The sequence below is a fragment of the Actinomadura sp. J1-007 genome, assembly GCF_009793335.1.
GTDB classification, from domain to species: Bacteria; Actinomycetota; Actinomycetes; order Streptosporangiales; family Streptosporangiaceae; genus Spirillospora; species Spirillospora yumaensis.
In genome coordinates, this window is record NZ_WING01000001.1 from 7,305,329 (window position 1) to 7,326,073 (window position 20,745).

Annotated in this window: 24 protein-coding genes and 1 pseudogene; 10 read left to right on the forward strand and 15 right to left on the reverse strand. The window is 70.7% G+C overall.

Going from position 1 to position 20,745, the window contains the following annotated elements:
* Positions 1–355: 355 nt before the first annotated feature.
* The 6 genes from GEV43_RS33205 to GEV43_RS33230 form a co-directional block, all read right to left on the reverse strand.
* The gene (locus GEV43_RS33205; RefSeq protein ID WP_206681392.1) at positions 356–2,134 is read right to left on the reverse strand and encodes an L-aspartate oxidase; all 1,779 of its coding nucleotides are present in this window, start codon (positions 2,132–2,134) and stop codon (positions 356–358) included.
* Positions 2,079–3,887 carry a ferritin-like domain-containing protein gene (locus GEV43_RS33210; RefSeq protein WP_160824040.1) on the reverse strand — a complete coding sequence of 603 codons (1,809 nt, stop codon included), beginning with the start codon at positions 3,885–3,887 and terminating at the stop codon, positions 2,079–2,081. The genes GEV43_RS33205 and GEV43_RS33210 overlap by 56 nt, the downstream gene beginning before the upstream one ends.
* A 49-nt stretch (positions 3,888–3,936) precedes the next feature.
* The gene (locus GEV43_RS33215) at positions 3,937–4,173 is read right to left on the reverse strand and encodes a hypothetical protein (protein WP_160824041.1); all 237 of its coding nucleotides are present in this window, start codon (positions 4,171–4,173) and stop codon (positions 3,937–3,939) included.
* The gene (locus tag GEV43_RS33220) at positions 4,170–4,964 is read right to left on the reverse strand and encodes a class I SAM-dependent methyltransferase (protein ID WP_160824042.1); all 795 of its coding nucleotides are present in this window, start codon (positions 4,962–4,964) and stop codon (positions 4,170–4,172) included. The genes GEV43_RS33215 and GEV43_RS33220 overlap by 4 nt, the downstream gene beginning before the upstream one ends.
* A 64-nt stretch (positions 4,965–5,028) precedes the next feature.
* Entirely contained in the window at positions 5,029–5,466 is a 438-nt protein-coding gene (locus GEV43_RS33225) for a cupin domain-containing protein (RefSeq protein ID WP_160824043.1), read from the reverse strand.
* A 46-nt stretch (positions 5,467–5,512) separates the two neighbouring features.
* Positions 5,513–6,265: an SDR family oxidoreductase gene (locus GEV43_RS33230; RefSeq protein ID WP_160824044.1), complete on the reverse strand. Its 753-nt coding sequence runs from the start codon at positions 6,263–6,265 to the stop codon at positions 5,513–5,515.
* Between the two features lie 229 nt (positions 6,266–6,494).
* Here GEV43_RS33230 and GEV43_RS56520 point away from each other — a divergent pair.
* The 3 genes and pseudogenes from GEV43_RS56520 to GEV43_RS33240 form a co-directional block, all read left to right on the forward strand.
* Positions 6,495–7,097 (forward strand): annotated as a pseudogene (locus GEV43_RS56520) (low temperature requirement protein A); the annotation flags it as partial.
* Positions 7,049–7,687 (forward strand): low temperature requirement protein A, encoded by a 639-nt coding sequence (locus tag GEV43_RS56525; protein ID WP_375539113.1) that lies wholly within the window; start codon positions 7,049–7,051, stop codon positions 7,685–7,687. The pseudogene GEV43_RS56520 and the gene GEV43_RS56525, both read left to right, overlap by 49 nt.
* Before the next feature lie 182 nt (positions 7,688–7,869).
* Positions 7,870–8,112, forward strand: coding sequence for a hypothetical protein (locus tag GEV43_RS33240; RefSeq protein WP_160824045.1), 243 nt, complete (start codon positions 7,870–7,872; stop codon positions 8,110–8,112).
* A gap of 594 nt (positions 8,113–8,706) precedes the next feature.
* Here the strand turns inward: GEV43_RS33240 and GEV43_RS33245 are convergent.
* The 4 genes from GEV43_RS33245 to GEV43_RS33260 all read right to left on the reverse strand — a co-directional run bounded on the left by GEV43_RS33245 (position 8,707) and on the right by GEV43_RS33260 (position 11,154).
* A complete protein-coding gene (locus GEV43_RS33245; protein ID WP_160824046.1) occupies positions 8,707–9,120 on the reverse strand; it encodes a hypothetical protein in 414 nt (137 codons plus the stop codon).
* Between the two features lie 695 nt (positions 9,121–9,815).
* Positions 9,816–9,902, reverse strand: a complete 87-nt coding sequence (locus GEV43_RS56530; protein WP_375539114.1) for a hypothetical protein — start codon at positions 9,900–9,902, stop codon at positions 9,816–9,818.
* Positions 9,903–10,060: 158 nt separating this feature from the next.
* Positions 10,061–10,588, reverse strand: coding sequence for a YncE family protein (locus GEV43_RS33255; RefSeq protein ID WP_160824047.1), 528 nt, complete (start codon positions 10,586–10,588; stop codon positions 10,061–10,063).
* A gap of 92 nt (positions 10,589–10,680) precedes the next feature.
* Positions 10,681–11,154, reverse strand: a complete 474-nt coding sequence (locus GEV43_RS33260) for a YncE family protein (protein ID WP_160824048.1) — start codon at positions 11,152–11,154, stop codon at positions 10,681–10,683.
* Between the two features lie 592 nt (positions 11,155–11,746).
* Between GEV43_RS33260 and GEV43_RS33265 the strand changes: the two genes are divergently transcribed.
* Positions 11,747–12,004 (forward strand): hypothetical protein, encoded by a 258-nt coding sequence (locus GEV43_RS33265; protein WP_160824049.1) that lies wholly within the window; start codon positions 11,747–11,749, stop codon positions 12,002–12,004.
* A gap of 80 nt (positions 12,005–12,084) precedes the next feature.
* Here GEV43_RS33265 and GEV43_RS33270 read toward each other — a convergent pair whose 3' ends face one another.
* Positions 12,085–12,600 (reverse strand): Lrp/AsnC family transcriptional regulator, encoded by a 516-nt coding sequence (locus GEV43_RS33270; RefSeq protein WP_160824050.1) that lies wholly within the window; start codon positions 12,598–12,600, stop codon positions 12,085–12,087.
* Positions 12,601–12,701: 101 nt separating this feature from the next.
* Here GEV43_RS33270 and GEV43_RS33275 point away from each other — a divergent pair, with 101 nt between their 5' ends.
* From GEV43_RS33275 to GEV43_RS51685, 4 genes are read left to right on the forward strand one after another with little or no spacing between them, the layout of a single operon-like run.
* A complete protein-coding gene (locus GEV43_RS33275) occupies positions 12,702–13,742 on the forward strand; it encodes a threonine/serine dehydratase (RefSeq protein WP_160824051.1) in 1,041 nt (346 codons plus the stop codon).
* A gap of 13 nt (positions 13,743–13,755) precedes the next feature.
* Entirely contained in the window at positions 13,756–14,724 is a 969-nt protein-coding gene (locus GEV43_RS33280; RefSeq protein WP_160824052.1) for an alpha/beta hydrolase, read from the forward strand.
* 19 nt (positions 14,725–14,743) lie between these two features.
* Positions 14,744–15,298: a hypothetical protein gene (locus GEV43_RS51680; RefSeq protein ID WP_241683130.1), complete on the forward strand. Its 555-nt coding sequence runs from the start codon at positions 14,744–14,746 to the stop codon at positions 15,296–15,298.
* Positions 15,295–16,089: an NAD(P)-binding domain-containing protein gene (locus GEV43_RS51685; protein WP_160824053.1), complete on the forward strand. Its 795-nt coding sequence runs from the start codon at positions 15,295–15,297 to the stop codon at positions 16,087–16,089. Before GEV43_RS51680 ends, GEV43_RS51685 begins: the two co-directional genes overlap by 4 nt.
* A gap of 356 nt (positions 16,090–16,445) precedes the next feature.
* On the opposite strand, the gene GEV43_RS33295 is transcribed toward GEV43_RS51685, so the two are convergent.
* A complete protein-coding gene (locus GEV43_RS33295) occupies positions 16,446–16,826 on the reverse strand; it encodes a nuclear transport factor 2 family protein (RefSeq protein WP_160824054.1) in 381 nt (126 codons plus the stop codon).
* Between the two features lie 85 nt (positions 16,827–16,911).
* Between GEV43_RS33295 and GEV43_RS33300 the strand changes: the two genes are divergently transcribed.
* Together GEV43_RS33300 and GEV43_RS33305 are read left to right on the forward strand one after the other, a co-directional pair.
* Complete coding sequence (locus GEV43_RS33300; RefSeq protein WP_160824055.1) at positions 16,912–17,559, forward strand: winged helix-turn-helix transcriptional regulator; 648 nt, start codon at positions 16,912–16,914, stop codon at positions 17,557–17,559.
* Positions 17,556–17,912: an MmcQ/YjbR family DNA-binding protein gene (locus GEV43_RS33305; protein ID WP_160824056.1), complete on the forward strand. Its 357-nt coding sequence runs from the start codon at positions 17,556–17,558 to the stop codon at positions 17,910–17,912. The genes GEV43_RS33300 and GEV43_RS33305 overlap by 4 nt, the downstream gene beginning before the upstream one ends.
* Positions 17,913–18,166: 254 nt before the next feature.
* On the opposite strand, the gene GEV43_RS55370 is transcribed toward GEV43_RS33305, so the two are convergent.
* The 3 genes from GEV43_RS55370 to GEV43_RS33315 are packed head-to-tail and all read right to left on the reverse strand — an operon-like array spanning position 18,167 to position 20,692.
* Positions 18,167–18,682: a hypothetical protein gene (locus tag GEV43_RS55370; protein WP_241683131.1), complete on the reverse strand. Its 516-nt coding sequence runs from the start codon at positions 18,680–18,682 to the stop codon at positions 18,167–18,169.
* 11 nt (positions 18,683–18,693) lie between these two features.
* Entirely contained in the window at positions 18,694–19,287 is a 594-nt protein-coding gene (locus GEV43_RS55375) for an epoxide hydrolase (RefSeq protein ID WP_309239976.1), read from the reverse strand.
* Between the two features lie 28 nt (positions 19,288–19,315).
* Positions 19,316–20,692 carry an MFS transporter gene (locus tag GEV43_RS33315; RefSeq protein ID WP_160824057.1) on the reverse strand — a complete coding sequence of 459 codons (1,377 nt, stop codon included), beginning with the start codon at positions 20,690–20,692 and terminating at the stop codon, positions 19,316–19,318.
* Positions 20,693–20,745 lie beyond the last annotated feature (53 nt).

Consider the following 20,745-nt stretch of genomic DNA (forward strand, 5'->3'; position numbering starts at 1 on the left):
TGGCCGATCCACCAGGGCGGCACCCGACCCCTGGGTGTGCCACACCGGTCGCCGGGCTAGGGGCGCCCCCCCTGAGCGCGACACGGGCCGAGTCCCTGGTGCGGCACCAGGGACTCGGCCCGTGTTCAGATCCGCATCTCGGCGTTGTTCACCAGGACGTTCAGGGGGCGCCGAAGTGCTCGCCGGGCGCGGCGACCGCTGCTCGCACCGACTCCTGGCCGGTCACGTCCAGATCGCGGGGCAGGACCTCGCCGGGCGACTTGTGGGCCAGGGACTCCAACCGGTCGGCGCGGCGCGCCGCGCCCCGCCCGCGACGCCGGCCTCCGCCGCCGAGAGGGCCGGCCCGGCGGCCTCGCTATTCGACGAGCTTGCCGGTGGCGGAGACCTCGCGCATGAGCTCGGCGATCTCGGCGGGGATCTGCGGCAGGGGCTCGCGTTCGATCCGGCCGGGCCCCGACCACACCAGGTTGACCCGCAAGGAGCTGTCGGTTTCGGGGTGGTCGGAGCGGTTGTGGCAGCCGCGCGTCTCGCGGCGTTCGAGTGCCGCCTCCAGCGTGGCGCGGGCGGCCAGGACGGTGGACTTCAGATCGAAGGCGTGCGCGAGGTCCTGATAGCCGGCCAGGTCGGGATGGACGCCCAGGTCGCCCATCCGGGCCTCGATCGCCGCCAGCTCGACCAGCCCCTGACGCAGCCCCGCCTCGTCGCGGACGACGCCGCAGTGCTCGGTCATGACGTCCCGTACGGCGCGTTGCAGCGCCCGGACGTTCTCCGGGCCGTCGCACGCCAGCAGGTCGTCCACCTCCCGGCGGGCTTCGGTGAGCGCGGTCCCACCGCGCCTTTGGGTATCGCGGGACGCCGCGTGGGCGGCCGCGGCCGCCGCGGTGATCCGGCCGTACACCAGCAGCTCGATGAGGGAGTTGCCGCCCAGCCGGTTCGCGCCGTGCAGGCCGCTGGCGGCCTCCCCGATCGCGTACAGGCCCTCGACGTCGGTGCCGTGGTCCTCCGGACGGACCCAGACCCCGCCCATCGAGTAGTGCGCGGTCGGGGCCACCTCGATGGGGTCCTTGGTGATGTCGAGCATTTGCAGCTCCAGCAGCGTCTGGTAGACGCGCGGCAGCCGGGCCATGATCGTGTCCCGGGGCAGGTGCGACACGTCCAGCCGGACGCCGCCGGCCGGGGTGCCGCGGCCCTCCTTGATCTCGGTGTAGGCGGCCAGTGCGACCCGGTCTCGGGTGGACAGCTCCATCCGCTCGGGGTCGTAGCGGGCCATGAACCGCTCCCCGAGATCGTTCAGCAGCCGTCCGCCCTCGCCGCGCGCCGCCTCCGACACCAGCGTGCCCGCCGCGTTCTCGGGCTCGATGAGGCCGGACGGGTGGAACTGCACGAGTTCGGGGTCGCGGATGCGGGCGCCCGCGAGCACGGCCAGGCGGAACGAGTCGCCGGTGTTCTCGTCGCGGCGGGACGAGGTGCGGCGCCAGATCCGGGTGTGCCCGCCGGTGGCCAGGATGATCGCGTCGGCGTGGATGACGTAGCGGGCACCGTCGTCCAGATCGAACCCGTAGGCGCCGAAGACGGCGTTGTCGCGGACCAGCAGCCGGGTCACGCAGACGGTGTCCAGGATCGGCACCTTGAGCCGGGCCGCACGGTTGATCAGGGTGCGCTGGATCTCCAGCCCGGTGTAGTCGCCGCTGAAGGCGGTGCGCCGCCAGGTGTGGGCGCCGAAGAAGCGCTGCGAGATCCGCCCGTCGGCCTCGCGCGCGAACGGCATCCCGTACCGGACGAGGTCGTCGATGCCACGTGCCGCGTTCTCGGTCACGATCCGCACGGTGCGGGGGTCGGCCAGCAGGTAGCTCTCCTGAAGCGTGTCGGCGGCGTGCTGCCGCCAGGTGTCCTGCGGGTCCATCGTCGCCAGCGCCGCGTTGATGCCGCCGGCGGCGAGCGTGGTGTGCGCGTCGCCCTTCGGCCGCTTGCCGAGCGCGAGGACGCCCACGCCTCGTTCGGCGAGCTCGATCGCGGCGCGCAGCCCGGCTCCGCCGGTGCCGATCACCAGTACCGGCGTCGCGATCAGCCGTTCGGTGTCAGGCACGGTCGCGCCCCGTTCCGGGGTGACGGCTCGTGCCCGCGTGCTCTTCACGGAAGTCGATCCTGCGGTGCGTGCCGTCGCACAGCGGTTTGCCGGCGGAGTGGCCGCAGCGGCACAGGGTCATCCGGTTGCGGGTCTCCAGCGGCCGTCCGTCGGCGCGGTGCACCGGCACGCCGCCGGTGACCCACAGCGCGCTGGCCAGGCCGTCCTCCTCTTCGAGGACCGAGATGGCCTGCGGGAGGTCGGGCTCGATCGTCTCGCCTCCGCGCCGCAGGGCGTAGCTGTAGGAGCCGGAGGGGCAGTGCTCGATCCGCCCCATGATGTTGGAGCGGACGTCGCTGTCGCCGCTGTCGGCGAGCATCGCGGCGATCGGCTCGGTGCGCCCGATGCAGAACGCCGCGTGGACGCACAGCTCGCCGACGCGCTGCGCGGAGATGTTCACCCCGTCGTGCACGTGCTGGAGTTCCTTGTACGGCCGGACGTCGGCGGACTCGGTGCCATCGAACCCGATCCGGGCGTGCGTCCCGTCGCAGAACGGCTTGGACCGCGAATGGCCGCAGCGGCACAGCGCGTAGATGTCCTCGGTCGGCAGGTCCTCGCCGGTCTGCCAGGTGAGCGCGCTGCCCCCGCCAGAGACGATCTTGCGCTTGCGCCTCAGCGGGACCCGGCCGTAGACCAGGTACGGGCCGTCGGGGAGCACCGCGATCCGCTGCGGGCTGTCCCCGGCGGTCCATCCGCGCTGCTCGGGCGGGACGTACTCGAACGTGGGACCGGCCACCGTGCCCTCGCCGTCGGGCATCCCCATCAGGGCCTCGGCCTGCGCCTTGAGCTTGTACATGGTGCCGATGGCGACCGCGAGCAGCCGCGGGCTTCCGTTGAACGCCTGCTCCAGCAGGTGCAGGAGGGTGCAGTAGGTCCGGTCGAACTCCTCCTGCGCCGTGCGGATCGCGCTGCCCGGCGCGTGGTCGGCGAGCCTCGGGTTGCGCCGCATCGGGCGGACGCCCGCCAGGTCCACGCTGAACGGCTCGCCGGTGGGCCCGGACCGCGGGGTGTCGCCGCGGCGGTAGCGGCGGCCGGCCCTGAGCTCCTGGAACCGGTAGTAGTGGGCGACCTCGTCCCGGTCGGGGTGGTGGACGTCCTGGTCGCCGTCCCAGACCGCGCCCCGGGACGTGCCCTCGCCCTCCTCGACGATCTCCTCCAGCGCGGCCAGCGCCGAGGCCAGATCGGTGACCGCGATCATCCGCCCGGCGGTGTGCCGGAAATGCCCGGCGTGGAGCTGGCGGGCCGGATCGCCGGTGAAGACGTTCCGTTCGCCGAGCCGGTCGCACAGGCCGCGGAGGCCGTCCTCGATCGCCTCGTAGAACTGCCCGATCGTCTCGTAGCCGTCGCCCTCGGCGGGGGCGCCGGGCAGTGCCGGCCGTTCGAGCCGGAGGAACATGTCGAGCGCGTCGTCCCCGAACGGCAGCAGCGACAGCTCCAGCGAAGGGTCGCCGTGCGGCAGCCGCCGGGGATGCGGCGGCAGCATCTCCGGCGCGTCCAGCCGCGGGCGCCCGCCCACGGCGTTGAGCAGGTTCGCCGCCAGCGCCAGGTGAAGCATCTCCTCGACGAAGACGCCGGCCACCGCCTCGGCGGCGTCGGGGTTGCGTTCCGGATCGAGCGAGTAGAGCGCGCACAGGTACGGCGGAAGGGTCGCGTGTTCCAACTCGACGGCCCACTGCAAGTGCTCGCGGAGACCGTCGATCGTGGCGATCCGCGCGGACGGGACCGGAACGGGGGCATGCTGCCGCCCGGCTGGGTGTTCCATGGGTTTCTCGCTTCGGGTTTCGTGAGGTGGTGTCACAGGTGTGCGGGGATCAGGCGCCTTCGCCGGTACGGTCCCGGCGGGAACGGGAGTGCGCCTCCAGCCCCTCGGCCGCGCCGAGGAGGTTGCGGAGCCCGACCTCCTCGCGTTCGACGTCGGCGGGATCGAACAGCCACTCCGAGGCCGGAAGCTCCGCTGCCCGCTCCGGGTCGCTCGACTCGGCGAGGCTCAGTTCCGCCTCGACCTCCACCTCGAACTCTGACTCGTTGCCACTGGTCGAAGTGCTCATCTGTCCTCCACACGGGATTGCTCGGAAGGCCGCCCGGCCGGACGGCCGGTCGCGTGGACCAGCTCCATGGAGATCTGCCCGGAGGCGAACAGGCGGACGAAGCTCTCGCTCTGGCGGACCGCCAGAGCGTGGGCGCGGTCGGCCCGGTGCCTCCCGGCGACGGCCGCGGCGACCCGTTCGACGCGCCGGGTCCACGACAGCGGCGCGTCACCGGGCCGTTCGATCCGTTCGACCAGGTCGAACCCCGCGCCGTCGAGCAGTTCGGCGAGCCGCCGCGGGGTGGGGAAGCTGTTGCCCTCCGGAGCCGCCGGGACGTCCGGGTCGCGGGCCACGACGACCAGCAGCCCCAGGGACGCCCCCGGCCGCAGCACCCGGTGGATCTCGCGGAGCACGGCCGCCTTGTCGCGCACGGTGTCCAGCACGCCCAGGCACCAGGCGGCGTCGACCGATCCGGGCCGCAGCGGGATCCGGGCGCCGTCCGCCGAGACGACCGGCAGGCCGAACAGCCGGGCGGCGGCCCGGCACGCGGCCGGCATCGGTTCCAGCAGGACCGGCCGGACCCCGAACCGCTCGGCCGCCCAGGCCGCCGGGCCCCCGACACCGGCGCCCACGTCCAGCAGAACGGACCCGGCCCGCAGCTCGCACGCCTCCGCCAGCCACGCCAGCGCGGCCGGGTTCGCGCTGCCGCGGCAGGCGGCCGGGATCGCGTACCGCTCCCCGAGCCGCTCGACGGCGTCGGCGGTCCATCCGGCGACGTCGTCGAACTCGGCGACCATCGCCGATGCGGTCATGGTGAGACCCCTCCGTAAGGTCGAGCGCGTCGGCGTCCCCGGCGGCGCCGCCGTCGCGTGCCGGTCAGGACTCGCGGGGAGCCCGTAGGTGCGTGCGCTGGGCGAGTTCGGCCTCGTCCACCAGGGTCAGCATCGGCTTGCCCGGCTCGCAGAGCATCGTGACGGTGAACCGGACCGGCACGTCGTCGCGGTTGTTGCCGTCCTGGTAGTGGATGACGTCGCCGCCCGGCTCCCAGAACGCCTCGCCCGCGGGCACCGGCCGGGGCGGCCGTCCCTCGACCTCCAGGAGCATCTCGCCCTCCAGCACGTACCCGAACGCGGGACCCGAGTGCCGGTGCGGCGGCGTGCCCGGGTCGCCGGGCGGGTACTCGACGACCACGGTCATCGCGTGCGCTGCCGCCGGAATGAAGGGCGGTTCGGCCTCCTGGAGCATGGTGAGCGCCGTCTGCCATGCGGGCGCCCCGGCCTCCGGCCCGGTGGCCGCGGCATCGGTGTCGGACATGGAGGTACCTCCTTGGCTCGTGTTCGTACGGTCGCCGGACGCGCCGTCAGCGGGCGCCGACGCTCGCGAGCCAGCCGCTGTACTCGATCTCGCCGAGGGTGGCGCCGTCGCCGGGGACGAGGTCGTGTTCGTGCATCTCGGCGCCGAAGTAGTGCGCGTGCGGGTCGGTGACCACGGTGCGCTTGTCGTCCCAGGCGGCCAGGGCGTCGCGGAAGAACCCGTCCATCCGGAACCGTTCGGGTCCGGCGATCTCGATCCGCCCGTTCAACGGCGCGCCCACCGCGGTCCGGCCGACCGTCCGGGCGACCTCCTCACCCGCGATGGGCTGGAACAGCACCGGTGCCATCCGGACGATGTCGCCGTCGGTCGCCTCGTCGGCGATCCGGCGGGCGAACTCGAAGAACTGCGTGGCGTGCACGATCGAGAACGGGACGCCCGACTCCTCGATCAGCTTCTCCTGAGCCAGCTTGGCCCGGAAGTAGCCGACGTCGGGCCGCTTCTCGGTGCCGACCACCGAGAGGGCGACGTGGTGCCCCACCCCGGCCTTCTTCTCCGCGGCCAGCAGGTTGGCGGTCGAGGTCCGGAAGAACTCCAGCACCGCGGCGTCCTCGAACGACGGCGAGTTGGACACGTCGATCACGACCGACGCGCCCGCCACCGCCTCGTCCAGGCCCTCGCCGGTGAGCGTGTTGACACCGGTGTTCGGCGAGGCCGGCACCGCCTGGTGGCCGTGCTCGCCGAGCTTGGACACGATCTTCGACCCGATCAGGCCGGTGCCGCCGATGACGACGATTCTCATGAGATCCCTCCCGTTCGCCGGGCTGTCGGTCACCGCCCGGTCGTCAGCTAAGACAGGCGACTCGTCCGCGCTGTGACGGCTCCGGCGAAAATGTGCGGCAGGCGGCCGGATCGGGCGTTGGCCGTAACAAACGGGGGCACTGCCCGGTCATCGCTTCCAGACCAACCCATGCGACGACGGGAGCGTGACCGTGCCGCCATCAGGTGCCGTGTGCCGGGTCCGGGTCCGGATGAGGCCGCGCGAGATCGACGAGCCGCACCGCACCGCGAGCCAACTGGAGCTGCTGTTCGATCTCACCTTCGTGGTGGCGGTCGCGGCCGTCACCGCGCGGTTCGCGCACGACATCGCCGACGGGAACGCCGTGGCCGGGCTGGTCCCCTTCCTCCAGGTCTTCTTCGCGGTGTGGTGGGCGTGGATGAACTTCACCTGGTTCGCCTCGTCCTACGACACCGACGACGTCGCCTACCGGTTGCTGACCATGGTGCAGATGGCGGGCGTCCTGGTCCTCGCCGCAGGTGTCCCGGCCGCGGCCGGCCGCTCCGACTACCGTGCCGTCGCGATCGGCTACCTCATCATGCGGACCGCCCTCGTCGCGCAGTGGCTGCGGGCCGGCAGGGAGGATCCGGCGGGCCGCCGCACCGCCTTGCGGTACGCCCTCGGCATCACCGTCGCGCAGGCGGGCTGGATCCTCTGGCTCGTCTCGGCGGAGGCGGGCATCCTGACCTCTACGGCTCAGGTCCCGTTCTTCGTCGTCCTTGCCTTCCTGGAGCTCGCGGTGCCGCGGTGGGCGGAGCGGACCAGTCCCACCACCTGGCACCCGCACCACATCGCCGAACGCTACGGCCTGTTCACGATCATTCTCTTCGGGGAGAGCGTCCTCGCCGCGTCGAACGCGGTCGCCCGGGGCTGGACGAGGCGGACGTCAACCACCGGCTCGTCGTCATCGCCGGTTCCGGCCTCGTCCTGCTGTTCGCCCTCTGGTGGCTCTACTTCCTCGTCCCCGCAGGCACGAGCCTCAACGACCGCCGCCACCTCTCCTACCGGTGGGGCTACGGTCACTACGGCATCTTCGCGAGCCTCGCCGCGCTCGGCGCCGGGCTTGAGGTCGCAGTCGAGCAGACGGCACACGACCTCAAGGCGTCACCTCTCACCGTCTGCTACGCCGTCGCGATCCCAGCCGCGCTGTACGTCCTGCTGCTCTGGAGGGTCCACATGCCCATCCTGGGCGCGCCCGTCCTGCGTCCCGCGGTGGTGCTCTGCGGAACCGCCGCCATCGTCCTCCTGCCCCCGGCGGCCGCCCAGACCGGAGTGGTCACGGTCGTCGCGTCGATCAGCGCCATCTGCGTCGTGATGACCGTCCTTACCCTCGTCCGGAACAGGGACGCGTCCCCTGAACGGACACCGATCGCGGACCCGCCGTAACCGTGACGCGCGCGGGCCGCGACCGCATGGGCGACCGACCACATTCCTGTGAAGACCCTTCGTGGCGCAGCGCCTATCTGAAGTGCCGCGTGCAACCGGGCTGGGGATTGCACTGTCACGGACGAGAAAGCTGCCCTGTCTCTTCTGGAGGACCGATCACCCGTTCCACGAAGGAGCAAGCCGTGCGATCACCTGACGAAGGCAGCGAGCTCAGCTTCGAGCAGGACATCAAGCCCCTGTTCCGGTCGAAGGACCGCGACGCGATGCTGGCCTACTTCGACCTGTTCGATCACGCCGATGTCGCCGAGCACGCCGATGCCATCATCGGTTCCCTGCTGAGCGGACACATGCCCTGCGACGGCGGGTGGCCCGAGGCGCACCTGGAGAGGCTCCAGCGGTGGATCGACATGGGCAAGCCCGCCTAAGACGTTGTCTCATCCAAAGAGTCGGTCATGCGCCCCAAGAGCATTCCGGCAGCCGGGCAGAGAGCAGCGGTCCGCCCCAGCCGCGGACGCAGGAGGGAAAACGGCACTACTCCAATGCTCCAGCACTGCTGATCCCACAAACCGGGGCCTGCCCTCTTGAACCGGAGGGCAGACCCCGGCCCGGATTATCTGACGAGAACCGGCTCCCCGTTGGACGGCCCTCACGGCCGCGTTTCCTCAACTGGCCTGGACGATGGTCAGCTCTGGCCGATCCCGCAACGCCGACTCCCCATCCGGACGTTCTAGGCCCGGACGGCTGTCAGAAAGTGAGTAGCTGAAAAGATGCCCAGCGACGGCAGAGGCCTAATGCTCGGCACGGACACCGAGCCGGTCCGGCTGCCCTCTCAGGAGGCGCCCATTCTGCCCTCCGTCCGAGACGGCTTCTTCCTGGTCATCAACTAGTCCCTGAACGGCCATGTGGCCTCACGCCACAGAACCAGACAAGTCCGGGGCGGGCCCCGAACACCCAGATGTCCAAGGCCCGCTCCGGGCTCGTGCCCTAACCGCCTGCCGACCAAAACTGCAACAAGACCGTCACCACCGGCTCGGGCCACTCCCAGTCCGGAGTGCCCGGCGCGGCCGGCGGCTCAGGCTCCTCCCGTACGGCCACCCGCACCCGATAACGGCCCGGTGCGGGAAGCGTGAACAAGGACTGAACCCCGCGTCGACCTGGTCAGCGCCGATCCGCCCCGTCGACATCTGCAACTCGATCACCTCACTGCGCTGCCATTCCCTTTCATCAAAGGCTGCTACGTCATCCCACACCTCAAAGTGCAGCGTGGCGTGCAGAGCGTCCTCTTCCGTCCGCAGGAACACCCGCGACTCACCGACATTGAGCCACGACTCCAAAGCGACCCGGCCCCGAAGATCAGCGGCCCCGTCCATGATTCCCACCAGATGACGCGCAACGATCACCTCGGCCTGGTCAGCCGACAGCAAACCAGCCACCGCAGCACCTCCCGCCGTGCGATCTGTCTCTCGTTCATTGTGAACTTAAGAACGCCCCTAGTGGGCCGGAAAAGCCCCGTCGCTGCTCATGTTGATTACGCTTGCCCGCCGCCTGGTGCGCTAGTCATCTCGACGCCAGGAGGCACGGGGCCGCTTTGCCCGTCTCGGACTGGGGCCCGAGTTCTACCCTCACGCGGACGGACTCAAGGAGCGATACACGCGCGGATCGTAACCCGGCTTTGGCGTTGGGCCAACTCTTCGGCCGGCCTGTCCCGAGCTTCTCTCGCGGCCGTTAACTGTGCCGCCCGCTGAGCCGTGACCTGGCGTAAAGCGGCTGTGATGGAGACGACTTGGACGAAGCGCTGTGCTCCTTGGGTGAATCCTTCGGCGATCGGATCGGGGTGGTGTTCGGACATTCGATCTCCAGGAGTACGAGGCCCGGCGGCGAGTCGTGGCCAACCAGATTCGCAGCGGCTGGGACGCGGCCAAGGCCGCCTTCCCGCCGGAGGAGGTGGAGTCCACGGCGGAGTCCAGCGGGCCCTTCCCCGACAGTGCGGACGCCGCGTTCACCGCTGCCAGCACCTACGCGCTCAATCCGCCGCCAGTCGGTAGGATCTGCCGATTGAGCGAATCGCCCGCGCCCAGCTCGAGAGCGAGGCCAGAGGGCGACTGCGCCGCCGAGGACGGATGATGGTTCAGTCTGCCTGGTGGCGGAGTTTGGCCCGTGCGTGGTGGAGGCTGACCCGGACGCTGTTGGGCGTGATCCCCAGGATGTCGGCGATATCAGCAGGCGTTTATCCGTCATAACGGAGGGTGAGCGCACGCGTCTGCTGTGGGGGCAGACTCGCGAGGGTTTCGCGGACGATCATCGTCTCGGGTCCATCATTGCCGGCGGACAGGTACTCGTTGGGAAGGTGCAGGTCCGCCTCTCGGGTGACCGTCAACCAATGGCGACGACGACGAGTTGTTCCTCACCCTCATCGGTGATGTAAGCGCGCCGACCGTCGGGTGAAAGGGTCATGCCGGTCGTATCCCTGCCCACCGTGGTGCTTGCGATCGCCTTGCCGGAGGCGGTGTCGATGACCTGGAGCATGCCTGATTCATTGAGCACATAGATGCGGCGTCCATCAGGTGCCAAGGCCAGGCCAGTACTGCGCCCCTGGACGGAAAGCGTGCCGGTCACGGAACCGGCGGCCGGATCGACCACCGACACGACGTTCGGAACGCCCTGTGCCCGAGGGAAGTGGCTCGTGTAAATGCGGCGCCCGTCGGGCGCCATCTCAAGAGCGAATATGCCGCCGTGGTTCACCGGAATCTTCGCGGTGACGCGCTTGCGGGCCAGGTCGACCGCGAGGATGTCGACTTTGGTCGGATCAACGTCGGCTCTCAGGGAGGAGCTCGGGACGTAGGCGGTGCGTTCGTCTCGGGACAGGGCAAGCGTGTTGTGGTGGCCCGTCGGAAGCTGCACTCGGCCCGCCAACCTTCCCCGCTGAGCGTCGATGCGTGCCAGACCGCCTCCCGTGTTCACCGTGTAGAGGCTCCGGCCATCGGCCGATACGATCAGGTCACTGAGAGGCCCCCTTCGACACCGATATTGGCGGACACGGTTCGCGTGGCGGTGTCCACGATCGCCACCAGACCGTCTTGCAGGTCGGTGTTCCCCGCGACATAAGCCTGGTGCCCCTGCGGACTGAACCTGATGAACGCGGGATTGCCGGAGAACGGAACGGTGGCGGTCACCTTGTTTTGAGTCAGGTCGACCACGGACACGTCCTGCTGACCGGCCGTGTAGGCATATCGGCCGTCCGGTGTGATCGCCACGGATTTCGGAACCTTGCCGACGTCGACCTTGGCGATCACCTTGAGGCGCGGTGCCGCGTCGCCCTTGCCATGCTCACTACCACCCGACCCGCAACCCGTCGAAGCAAGGGAAAGCGCCCCGGCCAGGGCGCAGGAAAAGAGAAGCCGCTTCCGTCCGGCACGGTTATCGACTCCGTTCCCATGACGTCCTTTGCTCCGCCCGGACACCATCATGATTGGGGTCTCCCTCACGTCGGCTGCGGGAGCCCAATCATGCCCGACTCCCCGGGGGACGGATCCCGACGAGACTGAACGCCCCCGCGTCGGCGGCCGCCGTTCCCCAAGAACCGGTCTGCTGCCCGGACGTACAGTGCACACGACTCCGAACTTCGACGGACCCCGCGTACGCGAGCGGCCTCGCGGCTACGTGTCATAGAACGATCGTCGGTGAGATGCCCGCATAGATGTCCCGTCGTGGGCGGGCTCGCCCAGGTCAGTTCGTCTCATAACCCGTGGGCGGAGTTCGCAGTACCTCACGGGATGGGCCGGGGACGTCCACTCCCGGCTCGCCCTGGCCGGGGTCGGGCCCTATGCCGGGGTGTGAACGCTACGCCGCCGCGCGGTTCGCCCTGTTGTGGCCGACCGGCAGCGGCCCCTACCGCGAGCGTCGTTGACTGCTCGGTCATGGCGAGTCGGGTGTGGGCTGGAGTCGGTGCGGCGGCGCTGGGTGGGCGTGCGTGAACGGCGGGGTGGGCGGGCGTTGTGGGTGCGCTCCGCTGGCGGCGGGGTTCTGGATGCTGGCGCGCCGGGTGCGGCGGGTGCGGCGGTGTTGGCGGTCTGGGTGACGGCCGTGTGGCTGCTGGAGGTCGCCGACGACGCACTGGCCGCCGAGTGCGCGAAGGCCCGGGTGGAGGCGGTGCGGACCGGGCTGGCCGCCGGTGGCGGCGTCGCGGTCGCGGTCGGGCTGATGCTCGCCTTCCGGCGTCAACGCCACGCCGGGTTGGCCACCGCGCTGGGCGAGTTGGACGCCGCCGTTCGATCCGTCCTCAGGGCCTGGCCGCCTGGTCGGCCGATGGGACGATGATGCTTTCGTGGGGATCGCCTGGCTGGCGCTGCGTGGTGGGGATGCCGTCACACATCCGGCATTTACTTGGGGCTCCTTGCTTATGGCCGCCCGTCTTGTGGTCGCGTGGGATGTGGTGCGGGAAGTGGGAGGGCCAGGGCCGTCTTGATGGTGTCGAAGACGACCAGGGTCTCGTACCGCTTGATGTTGTCGTCGGCCTTGAACAGGCGGTCGCCGAGCCGGCCGCAGTCGCGCATGCTCCGTGCGGCCAGCACGACGACGTAGTCCCAGGGGCCCGCGACCCGGTAGCACTGCTGGACCTGCGGGTCGGCGCGCATCCGTTCGGAGAAGGCGCGGTGGTGCTCGAACGATTCCTGGTCGAAGGTCACCAGGACCGTGGCCAGGACGGTGGGGCCGAGGCGGTGCGGGTCGAGGACGGCGACCTGCCTGGTGATGAGGCCGTCCTTGCGGTAGCGGGCGATCCGCCGCTGGACGGCGCTGGGTGAGAGCCCGATCTGTTCGCCGAGGTCGTGCAGGGTGCGTCCGGCGTCGTGTTGGAGCAGGTCCAGGAGCTGCACGTCGATCTCGTCCAGGCGCGGCGGCGGCGATTCGGGCATGCAAGATTATTGCGCCGCGGCGGGATAATTCTCAATCGCTTCGATCGGGAGTTCGATTAGCGTCAGCCGGGTCCGGAAGCTCCCGAGGAGAGGCGACGCGCATGGACCTGGACGTGGCGCGGATCGAGAAGGCCGTACAGGTGATCGATCCGGTGTTCCTCAACACCCCGCAGTACCTCGATGAGCTGCTGTGCCGGGCGCTGGGCGGCCGGGCGGTGACGGTGAAGGTGGAGACGGCCAATCCGGTGCGCAGCTTCAAGGGCCGGGGCGCCGACCTGATGGTGAGCACGCTCGCCCCCGGCACGCCGGTCGTGTGTGCCAGCTCGGGCAACTTCGGGCAGGCCGTCGCCTACGCGGGACGGGCGCGCGGGATGCCGGTCGAGGTGTTCGTGCCCGAGACGGTCAATCCCGGCAAGCGGGAGCGGATGGAGACCTTCGGCGCCCGGGTCGTCGCGGCCGGGCCGGACGGCGCGTCGGCGCGGGCCGCCGCGGCCGCTCACGCCGAACGCCATCGGGACCGCGTCCACCTGCGAGACGGTCTGCATGCGGCGATCGCCGAGGGCGCCGGAACGATCGGGGTCGAGTTGACCGGCGGCGCGCCGGGCGGTCCAGGCTTCGATGCCGTCGTGCTGCCGGTCGGCGACGGTGCGCTGATCAACGGCGTGGGGTGCTGGATGAAAGAGCACGCTCCGGGTGTCCGGATCGTCGGGGTCAACGCCGAGGGCGCGCCCTCGATGCGGGAGAGCCTGCGCGCCGGCCGCGCGGTGTGCATCGACCGCGCCCGCACCTTCGCCGATGGGATCGCGGTGCGCGACCCGCTGGAGGCCTCGGTCCGGCGGGCCCGCACCCTGGTGGACGAGATCGTCCTGGTGACCGACGAGTCCATCGCCGCCGCCATGGAGCTGGCGGCGCGCACGCTCGGGATCATCCTGGAACCGGCGGGCGCGGCGGGCCTGGCGGCGATCGCCGAGGGCACGGTCCCCGGCGAGCGCCTGGCGACGGTGCTGACCGGCGCCAACCCGCGTCCCGAACAGGCCCGGGAACTGGCGTCCCGGCTGACACGGCCCACCCGGAACGCGCCGGCCCCGTCGGGCACCCGAGCCCTGGGGGCATCGGGCCTGGCAGAACGTACGACTTTCTGAGCAAGGAGAAGACATGAGTGAGGTCACTGCCATGGAGCGGCCGCCGGAGCCGGACTGGCCCGCGATGACGGACGAGGAGTTGCTCGCCTACCGCGAGGCGGAGAACCGCTTCCGGGCGTCCAGTGCGGCGCGGGCGCTCCTCGGGGACCCCGATCCCAGCGCCACGATCGACTGGCAGCAGGTGGTGCTGCCCGACCGCGAGATCCCGGTCCGGGTGTACCGGCCGACCGCCGGGCGCGACGGCGACGGCGACGGCGCCGACCGGGCCGAGCTGCCACTGGTGCTCCACGTGCACGGAGGCAGTTTCGTGGGCACGGCGGTGCAGTGCGACTGGGCCAACAGCCATCTCGCCGCCCACCTGCCCGTACTCCTCGTCTCGGTCGAGCACCGCCTCCTCGCCCCGGAGACTCCGCTGTCGGACGCCGTCGACGACGGCTGGGACGTGCTCCAGCACGTGGTGCGGCACGCCTCGCAGTGGGGCATCGACCCGGCGCGTACGGCCGTGTTCGGCGAGAGCTGCGGCGCGTTGATCAGTGCCCTGACGGCGATTCGGGCCAGAGAGGCCGGCCTGACGCTCAAGGCGCAGGTGCTGGTCAATCCGGCGGTCGATGTGACGGAGTCGATGTTCGACTACGCCTCGATGGCCGAGTACGGGTACCGCCCGACCCGAGCCGTGCCTCAACTGCGCGTGTTCCAGCGGCTCTCCGTTCCACCGGGAACCGACGCTCGTGCGCTCTCGCCGCTGTACGCCGACGATCTGAACGGGCTGGCCCCGGCTCTGGTGGTGGTGCCGACCCAGGACGCGGTGGCCGATCACGGCCGCCGCTACGCCGCGCGACTACAGGCGGCCGGGACACCGGCACGGCTCACCGAGTACCCCGGAGCCAGGCACGCGTTCCTCACCCTGCCGGGCGTTGAGCCGCAGGCCGACGCCGCGCGGGCGGAGATCCTCGGGTTCCTGCGAGCCTCCCTCGCCGCGTGACAGGAAGGAAGAATGCGCTTTGACGACGAAGACACACCATGAGCGATGGGCGATCGGCGCGATGCTCACGGGCCTTGGGCTCACCGTCGCGGTGACGGTCCTCCCGTACGTGGACCGTGCCACCAGCCATCTGCTGGCCGACCACATCCGGGCCGGCTACCCCACCTACACCCAGACGCAAGTCGACGCGGCCGTCACCACCTACCTGGTCCTGCTGTCGGTCATCGGAGCGCTCGGCGTGATCGCCTGGCTCTGGACGACCTGGGCCGTCAAGGCGGGCAAACGGTGGGCCCGCCCCGCCGTGACCGTGATGTTCGTGCTCGGCGCAAGCATCGGACTGACCGGGCTGCTCACCAAGGACACCTCCGGCCAGACCGGCCTGCCCCCGGCGCTGGGCTGGGCCGGGATGGCTCCCTGCCTGGCAGCACTCCTGGCGGTCGTGTTCCTGTGGAGGCGACCGCGAGTCCTCGCAAGGGGACCAGGGCACCACAGCACTCTCGACATGGACTCCACGTCACAAACCCGCACCGACAGGGTTCACGACAACCACACGCGACGGAGGAAGAAGCAGTGAAGCGCATCGGCATCATCGGAGTGGGCGAGATCGGCCGGGCCATCGTGACGGGCCTGCGCGCCGGAACCGGCAAGTCGCCAGAGGTGTTCCTCTCCCCTCGGGGAGCCCGCACGGCCGCCGAACTGGCCGAACGCTATGAGGGCGTACGGGTGTGCGCCGACAACCAGGAGGTGGTGAACCGCTCCGAGGTGGTGATCATCGCCGTCCGCCGCCTGGACCGGCACGAGGCACTGGCCGGGCTGGAGGTGGACGGCGACAAGGTCGTGATCAACGTGATGTCGGGTGTCGGCAACGACGACCTGCGCCGGACACTCGCCACCGACGCCGCACTGGTACGGGCCATCCCCCTGCCCGCCGTCCGCGAACGCCGCTCGGTCACGGTGACGTACCCGTCGCACCCGACGGTGGACTCCCTGTTCGAGCGCCTGGGCGGGGCCCTCCCGGTCGCCGACGAGGCCGCCTTCAACGTCTTCTCCGCGCTGACGGGAACGCTGACGACCCACTACTCCTACCTCGCCACGCTCACCTCATGGGCCATCGGCCACGGCATCGCCCCCGACGATGCCGACGGCTACGTGCGCAGCCTCTTCCAGGGCGTCGGCCGGTCCCTGAGCGACCGGACCCGCTCCCTGCACCAACTCGCGGCCGACCACGAGACCCCCAAGGGGAACAACGAACGCATCCGCACCACCTGGTTCGACTCGGCCAACTCCGAAGCCCTCAACAAGGCCCTCGACGACCTGCTCACCGACCTTGATGAGGGACCCCGGCATGACCGTCAGATCCCCTAGGGCAGGACGGGGATCTCTCCGAGCTCACGCAGTCCTTCGCCCGGAGGCGGATGCGTAACGGCCAGGCGTGGCCGAGAAGCTGCGGTCGGCTGCGGGCTGCGCGCGCGCTGCTGCGCCGCTCTGGGCGGTCTTGCCGCCGGGGTTCTTGGCGGCGGCCGACTGCATCCGGGGCGCGGCCTGCTTGCCCCTCGGGGTTCCCCCGCCCCTGCCCGAGCCCCGACCCGGGGCACGCCCGGTTGAAGGCGGTGTCCGGACGGGGGCCGTCCACCTCCTTTCCTGGAACGGGCGTTGCTGGACAGGAGGTGGGTGCCCCCACGTCGCAAGCTCGCGGTTCCGGGGGCCGTCCGCCGGAACCGTCAGGCCCCTCCGTTGGTGATGTAGGCGGCGGGGTCGTACTGGAGGTGGAGTCGCTGGATCCTGCCGCCGTTGAAGGTGAAGAACTCGGAGAACCTGACGACGCCCTTGGGCAGGTGTGCGTCGTAGAGAACGGCGCTGCCGTCGGGTCCGTTGACCTCCTGGACAAGGTCGATCTCGCTGACGTTGGCGATGAACCCTTTGACGCCCTGGATGAAACGGGCGGCCCCGGTGACCCGGCCGGCGATGGGGCCCTCGAACTCGAGGTCGTCGGCCAAGAGGGGCGCGAGCTCTCGGCCGTCCTCGTAGTTCTCGATCCCGCCCGTGAGGACCCGGTAGTAGGCCCTGAGCAGGGAAGGTGCGGTGTCGCTGACGACTGTCACGAGATCTCCCTCGGTCCACGGTTGGAGTGGTTAGAAAAGTAAACCACTAAGTGGGGAATTTCAACCGGGCTGGTAGGCTGCGGGGATGCGCTCGTACAACCAGTACTGTTCGATGGCCCGCGCGTTGGACGTGGTCGGCGACCGCTGGGCGCTGCTCATCGTCCGCGAACTGCTCGCCCAAGGGCCGTGCCGGTTCTCCGACCTGCGGCGCGGGTTGCCCGGCATCGCCAGCAACCTGCTCGCCGAGCGCCTGCGCGAGATGCAGTCCGCCGGGCTGATCACTCGGCACGAAGAACCACCGCCGGTCGCCGCAACGCTGATCAGCCTCACCGAACGCGGCCAGGACCTTCGCGGCGTCGTCCGCGAGCTGACCCGCTGGGGCGCCCCCCTGATGCTCGACCCGCCGGACGGCGACGAGTTCAGGACGCACTGGCTGTCGCTGCCCCTGCGCCACCTGTGCCAGGACGGCTCACCCGACGAGCCGGCCGTCACCGTGCGCCTCGGCGACCTGCACGACGGCTGCGACATCATCGCCGAGCACGGCCGGGTCGACGTGCGTCCGTGCTCGACCGAGCGTCAACCCGACGCCACGATCACAGCGCCACCGCAGGTGTTCGTCGCGCTCTTCACCGGACTGATGACGTTGCGGAAGGCGCAGACCGAGGGTTTGGTCGTCGACGGCTCCGCCGCGGCACTTCAACGCCTTCTCCCGGCGGAGAGGGCGAACCGATGACAGGCCGTCCAGACACACCCAACCAGGACCTTCTCGACAGGATCGCCGAGGACTTCAACGACGAACCGGACGTCGCGATGGGGACGATGTTCCGCAGCCCGGGACTCCGCGTCGGCGGCAAGGTCTTCGCCTTCCTCGGCCATGACGGCGAACTCATCGTGAAACTCCCACAGGATCGAGCCCGTCGTCTCGTTGACGCGGGAACCGCAGAGCACGTCACCATGGGGACGCGAACCATGCGTGAATGGATCGCGTTTCCCGCCCAAGAGAACGACACCGCGACACTCGCACTGTGGCGAAACATCGCCCACGACGCCCATCAGTACGTCGACTCCCTGCGACGCCCAAGCTGACGCGGTCAACGGTCCGGGCGAGGCTCGGTTCGTGCCCATCGAGTTGCCCAACGTCCTGGTGCTGTGCCATTAGTTCGGCGGGATAAGAGATAACGGCCCTCCGCTGAGCCGCCCACCACCCTTCGGCCTGGGGTTTACCGTTCCGCCCGGGGCCGCATCACGTCATCACGGTCAGTTGCAGCGGCTACGCACAGTTGTGAGTCCGCCCGCGGGCAGAACCCCCGGGTGCGGAATTCACGGGAATGGACGGGCCGTCAGCGGAAGAGGCGAAAGAAGCCGCGCACCTGCTCGACCAGCGTATTCGGCTGCTCGAGCGCGGCGAAGTGGCCGCCTCGCGGGAGCTCCTCGAACCAGCGCAGGTCGGTGAAGCGCAGCTCGGCCTCCCGGCGCGAGGGACGGGTTATGTCGCGCGGGTAGACCGACAGCCCGGACGGCGCCGTGACCTTGTCGCGGAAGTGGGCGAAGCTCTCCCAGTACAGGCGCGCCGACGACGTGGCCGACGCGGTGAACCAGTAGACCGAGATCTCGTCGAGGAGCTTCTGCCGCGACACCGCCTCCTCGAGGTCGCCGTTGTGGTCCGTCCAGGTCCAGAACTTCTCGGCGATCCAGGCGGCCTGGCCCGCCGGGGAGTCGGTGAGGCCGTAGCCGAGCGTCTGCGGCCGGGTCGCCTGGATCGCGGAATACCCCCGGCCCGTGCGTTGGAACTCCTTCTCGGCCTCAAGGTTCGCCAGCTCCGCGGGCGTCGGGTCGTCGAACGCGCCCGCCGCCACGGATCCCAGGTTCAGGTGGACGCCGGCGACCCGTTCGGCGCCACCTCGCCCAGCGCCCCGGATACCGCAGAACCCCAGTCACCGCCTTGCGCGCCGTACCGGTGGTACCCCAGCGAGACCATCAACGTGTCCCAGGCGCGCGCGGTGCGCGTGACGCCCCATCCGGTCGTCGACGGCTTGTCGCTCCAGCCGTACCCGGGCAGCGACGGCGCGACCACGTGGAACGCGTCCGCCGGGTCACCGCCGTGCGCGCGCGGGTCGGTCAGTGGGCCGAGGACGTCCAGGAACTCGAGCACCGATCCCGGCCACCCGTGCGTGAGCACGAGCGGGAACGCGTCCGGCTCCGGCGATCGGACGTGCAGGAAGTGGATGCCCAGCCCGTCGATGGTGTCGCGGTACTGCGGGAACACGTTCAGCCGCTCGGCGAACCCGAAGTCGTAGTCCTCGGCCCAGCTGCGGCAAAGCTCCTGCGCACAGGCCAGTGGCAACCCCTGCGACCAGTCGTCGACCGGCTCGGGCTCGGGCCATCGTGTCCGTCGCAACCGTTCACGCAGATCCGCGATCTCGGCTTCGGTGACGCTGGCCTCAAACGGTTCGGCAGCCACAGCGGGACTCCTTTCCAAGCGGGACGTTTCAGGGTCGGCGGCCGGCGCCGGGGCGCCGGGTCAGGCTGAGGACGAATCCGGCCAGGGGGAGCGCCGCGAGCACGGCGAGGGCCACCGGCACCGGCACGACGCCGGACAGGCCCGCGACTGCGGCCGGGCCGATCCCGCCACCCAGGAAGATCATGAAGTTGAGCAGACCCTGTGCGGTGTCGCGGTCGCGCGCGGCGACCAGTTCCGGGGCGAGGCCCACGAGGACGGCCTGGGCGCCGGCGAACCCGCACACGGTCAGCGCCGCGCCGACGACGACCGGGACCGGCCCGGCGAAGACCGCGACCACGAGCACGCCGGCGACGGTGAGGGCCGCGAGCCCGGCCGACACCTGCCAACCGGTGAACCGGTCGGTCAGCGCGCCGAACAGCCGCCCGGCCAGCACCGAGCAGGCGGCGGCCGGGACCAGGAGCGCGCCCGCTTCGAGGGCGCCACCGCCCGTGGCCCGCTCGATCAGGGACGGGGCGACGAACAGCACCCCGTAGTAGCCGGCGAAGACCGACGCGCCGACGAGCGCGGTGGGCACGAAGCCGCGGGCCGCGATCACCCGCCGGGGCACGAACCCGTCGGGCGTGCGCCGCACGCGCCACCACAGTCCCGCGGCGGCGAGCACCCCGGCTGCGGCCACGACCAGCGTGACCGCGGGGGACAGGCCGACCGAGTGTGCTTGCAGCAACGTGATCAACGATCCGGCGAGCACCGAGAGCGCGGCCGCGCCAACGGTGTCGAGCCTCCCGGCCGAGCCGTCCTTCCCACCGCCGCCGACCCGCGTGAACGAGCGCCCACCCGCCAGAGCGACCGGCAGGAGGGGCAGCGCGACGACCGGGAAGGCGAGCACGGCACGCCACCCCAACCAGGTGGTCAGCGCCCCGCCCAGCAGGGTCCCGCACGCCGACGCCGTCGCGCTGCCGGCCGCGATGATCCCCAGCGCGCGGGTCCGTTCCCGCCCGGGGAGGGAGGTGACCGCGGCGAAGACGGAGATCACGGTCGCGCCCGCCCCGGCTCCACCGATCAGCCGACCGGCGATCACGACCGGCAGCGTCGGGCCGGCGCCTGCGAGCGCCGAGCCCGCGGCGAGTGCCACGACCCCGGCGACGAGGACCCGGAAGGGGCCCCACCGGGCGATCAGCCGGCCCGCGAGCGCGGAGGTCAGCGACCACGCGGCGAGAATCCAGGCCGTGGCCCCGAACGGGACCCTGAGTGCGCGGCCGATGGCCGGCAGCGCCACCGACGGTGCTCCGAGAGCCACAAACTGCGGCAGCACCAGCATTCCCAGGGCCAGCCCCATCCGGCGCCCGTCCGGGGCGTGGTCCGATCCGCCGCTGAGGGCTGCACCCGAGGGGATCGTCTGCGGCATCGTCGTCTTCTCCCGGCCAGCGGTGACATGTGAAAGCTACTATGGATGTCACC